The organism is Candidatus Protofrankia californiensis (assembly GCF_900634765.1).
GTDB classification, from domain to species: Bacteria; Actinomycetota; Actinomycetes; order Frankiales; family Frankiaceae; genus Protofrankia; species Protofrankia californiensis.
Genome location: NZ_CAAAFT010000184.1, coordinates 1 through 3,096, shown reverse-complemented (window position 1 = coordinate 3,096; position 3,096 = coordinate 1). Strand labels below are relative to the sequence as shown.

At 70.5% G+C, this 3,096-nt stretch carries 4 protein-coding genes and 1 pseudogene; 2 read left to right on the top strand and 3 right to left on the bottom strand.

What is annotated here, in order from left to right:
- Nucleotides 1-451 (top strand): SagB family peptide dehydrogenase (locus tag DD1DGNOD_RS10175; RefSeq protein ID WP_131769979.1); only part of this gene is annotated, 451 nt, incomplete at its 5' end.
- A gap of 70 nt (nt 452-521) precedes the next feature.
- Here the strand turns inward: DD1DGNOD_RS10175 and DD1DGNOD_RS10170 are convergent.
- Complete coding sequence (locus DD1DGNOD_RS10170) at nt 522-998, bottom strand: acyl-CoA dehydrogenase family protein (protein ID WP_131769978.1); 477 nt, start codon at nt 996-998, stop codon at nt 522-524.
- Nucleotides 995-1,735: an acyl-CoA dehydrogenase family protein gene (locus tag DD1DGNOD_RS10165; RefSeq protein ID WP_131769977.1), complete on the bottom strand. Its 741-nt coding sequence runs from the start codon at nt 1,733-1,735 to the stop codon at nt 995-997. The genes DD1DGNOD_RS10170 and DD1DGNOD_RS10165 overlap by 4 nt, the downstream gene beginning before the upstream one ends.
- Before the next feature lie 304 nt (nt 1,736-2,039).
- Between DD1DGNOD_RS10165 and DD1DGNOD_RS10160 the strand changes: the two genes are divergently transcribed.
- Nucleotides 2,040-2,702, top strand: coding sequence for an LLM class flavin-dependent oxidoreductase (locus DD1DGNOD_RS10160; RefSeq protein WP_083828212.1), 663 nt, complete (start codon nt 2,040-2,042; stop codon nt 2,700-2,702).
- A gap of 33 nt (nt 2,703-2,735) precedes the next feature.
- On the opposite strand, the pseudogene DD1DGNOD_RS10155 reads toward DD1DGNOD_RS10160, so the two are convergent.
- A pseudogene (locus DD1DGNOD_RS10155) lies at nt 2,736-3,096 on the bottom strand (YcaO-like family protein); the annotation flags it as partial.

Below are 3,096 nucleotides of genomic sequence, written 5' to 3'. Positions count from 1 at the left end.
GATGTGGATGGCCCCGTCCGCGGGCGGGCTGCCGTCGCTGGCGGTATACGTGGCGGTCAGACCCGGCGGCGACCTACCCGGCGGGGTGTTCCGCCACGAGGCCGACGACGATCCAGACGTCCAGCATCTGGAGACGCTGTGGTCCGGCGACCCGACGGCGGCGCTGCGCTCGGTGCTGGCCCAGCCCGACTTCGCCGAACGGACGCCGATCACTCTCCTTCTGGTCGCCCGGCTGGACATCACGCTCGTGAAATACCCGATCCGCCACTACCGGACGCTGCACGTCGACTCGGGCATCGCCGTCCAGAACCTCTACCTGGTCGCGACCGCCCTCGACCTGGCCGGCTGCGCGGTAACAGGCTTCGACGACCACCTGACCACACAACTGCTACGCCTACCCGACACGATGTTCCCCACAGCCCTGTTCCCCCTCGGCCGGCGGCCGGCATAGCCGGCCGCTATCCCCCACCGGCCGGCGGCCGGCATAGCCGGCGGCTATCCCCCACCGGCTGGCGGCCGGGTCAGAAGAAGCCCTGGTTCGGCGGCGGGGTGCCGTTGAGTACGTAGCGGCCGACCGTGACAGCCTTCAGCGTCTTGGGGTTGTGCGCGGTGATGGAGCGGATGTTGCGCCAGTGCCGGTCCAGCGCGAGGCTGGCGCGCACCATCGACCCGCCGCCGACGTCGAACAGCTCCGAGGCCGCGCGGTTGGCCAGCTCGTCGATGACGACCTTCGCCTTGGCGTTGGCCAGCGCCGCGCGCAGCGACAGCTTGTACTCCTGCTGCGTGCCGTGCGCGGCGTACGCCTGCTCCAGCGCCGCGGCGGCGGCGAGCACCAGCGTCTCGGCGGTGTACGCCTGGCTGGCCAACAGCCCGACGCTGTACTGGAAGATCGGGTCCTCGGCCGGGGCGTCGGCCGGCGCGTGGTAGAAGGTCCGCGGCTTGCCGCGGACGTGGTCGGCGGCGTCGCGCACCACGCGGCGCAGGATGCCGACGATCATCGCGTTGAGCTGGATGTGGAAGTACGTCGCCCGCCACGGCAGGCATCGGAGTCGGCGTCCCGTCCGCCCTTGCCGAAGTAGTCGCCCGGCTCGATCACCACGTCTTCGAACGTCACGGTGCCACTGCCGGTGAAGCGCTGGCCGAAGCCGTCCCAGTCGTTGTCGCGTCGCACGCCAGGGCGGTCGCCCTCGATGATCACCTGTACCTTGCCCCCGTCGATGTCGGTGACGCCGACGACGATCCGGTCCATGTAGAGGCTGCCGGTGGTGTAGTGCTTGGTGCCGTTGAGCCGCAGCCCGTCCGGCGTGCGGGTGATCGCGGTCTCGTACGGGAAGTCGGTGGCACCGGCCTTCGCGCTCAGCTCGGTGGCGGCCGAGCCGATCAGTTCGCCGGCGGCGACGCGCTCAAGCCACTTGCGCTGCTCGGGGTCGGAGCTGCGCAGCAGGTTCTCCACGACGCCGAAGTGGCTGCGCAGGATGTGTGCCACGTTGGGGTCGGCCGCGGCCAGCTCGATGAACACCTCGTACAGCTCGACCAGCGACGCACCCCCGCCGCCGATCCCGCGCGGCAGCCGCAGCGCGCCGAGACGGGCGCGCCTGATCGCCTCGATCGCCTCGAACGGCGGCTTGCCGCGCTGTTCGCGTTCAATCGCGCCCTCGGCGACGTGTGCGATCAGCTTGGCCAGTTGTGGCGAGCCGAACGTGACGGCACGGGTGTCCTCGGCGGCGTTGGTCATTCCTCCAGCCTGGGACTCCAGTCTCGCCCGATCAACCAGGTTCGGCTAACGGGCCCGGTGCGCCTGCGCTTAACTGTTCGGCCGCCTGTCCGGGGTCGTTCTCGGCGTGGAGCTCGGACCCGTCCCGCCCGGTCGTCACCGGCGCTGAGCCCGGCTGACGCCGCGAACCCGTAGGCCCGCTTAACGGAAGCGGTAGCTGTTTCCCCTTTTTCCGACAGGCAATGCGCGTCAATGCTGGTGATGTGGCCCACCGTACCCTGCACCTGAACGTCAACGGCAACGGGATCGCCAAGCCGCCGAACAGCTGGCGGCCAGGCACGCCGACGCCGTCTTCTGCGCCGAGCACAGTCTGCGGCAGGGCATCGAGTTCGCCCGCAAGGTCAGGACGCGGGCCCGCGAGGTCTACGGCCGCAACCCCGACGAGGTGTTCATCCTCCCCGGGCTCTGGCCGGTGCTGGGCAGCACCGAGGCCGAGGCCCGCGAGCGGCACGACCTGCTCGCGAGCCTCAACACCGACAACGAGGACAACTTCGCCGCGCTGGCCTGGCAGCTCGGCGTCCCGGTCGAGAGCCTGAAGCTGGACAAGGCGCCGCCGTGGGAACTGTTCGACGCCCCAGGCTGGAAGCCGAGCAGTTACGGTTTCGCCCGCTCCGTGCTGGCGACGGCACGCAACGAAAACCTCACCGTACGCGATCTTCTTGACCAGACGATCGCCGGCGGCGGGCACCGCATGGTGGTCGGGACGCCGGAGCAGGTGGCCGACGAAATCGAGGCGTTCTTCACACACGGTGCCGCGGACGGGTTCAACCTGAATCACGACTTCTACCCCGATGGCCTGGATCTCATCGTCGACCACCTCGTGCCGGAGTTGCAGCGGCGTGGGCTGTTCCGCCGCGAGTACGAGGCGACCACGCTGCGCGGCCACCTCGGCCTGCCGATCCCGGACCGGGCCGCGGTCGGCGTATGACCACCACTGTCGTCGTCGGCAACCCGAGGCCGGCTAATGCGGCAGGGGGAAATCTCGGCGGGGTTTGCCCACCGTCGCGAGCTGGTCGGGCAGGCGGGTGCCGCCGCGGAACGGGAGGCCGACCGAGGAGTTCGAGTACAGGCCCGGCGCCAGCGTGTGGACGACGCGCATGCCGGTCGGGCGGACGTCGTCGGTGGTGACGTCGACCGACACCACCGGATGGCCGGCCCGCGCCAGCGCCGTCGCGAGCGGGGCGGGATCGGTCGTAGCGGCGAAGGGGGCGTCGGCGTCGAGGGCCTCCCAGGTGACCGTCCCGGTGACGGCGTCGGCGAGTTCGGCCGCCAGGCGGTCGCGCATCCGCGGGTCGAGGAAGAGCTGGAGGTGGGTGCAGTAT

What these genes read in the sequence shown, in the direction of transcription:
- DD1DGNOD_RS10170 (WP_131769978.1), bottom strand. Translation starts at nt 998, where the DNA reads ATGATCGTCGGCATCCTGCGCCGCGTGGTGCGCGACGCCGCCGACCAC.
- DD1DGNOD_RS10165 (WP_131769977.1), bottom strand. Translation starts at nt 1,735, where the DNA reads ATGACCAACGCCGCCGAGGACACCCGTGCCGTCACGTTCGGCTCGCCA.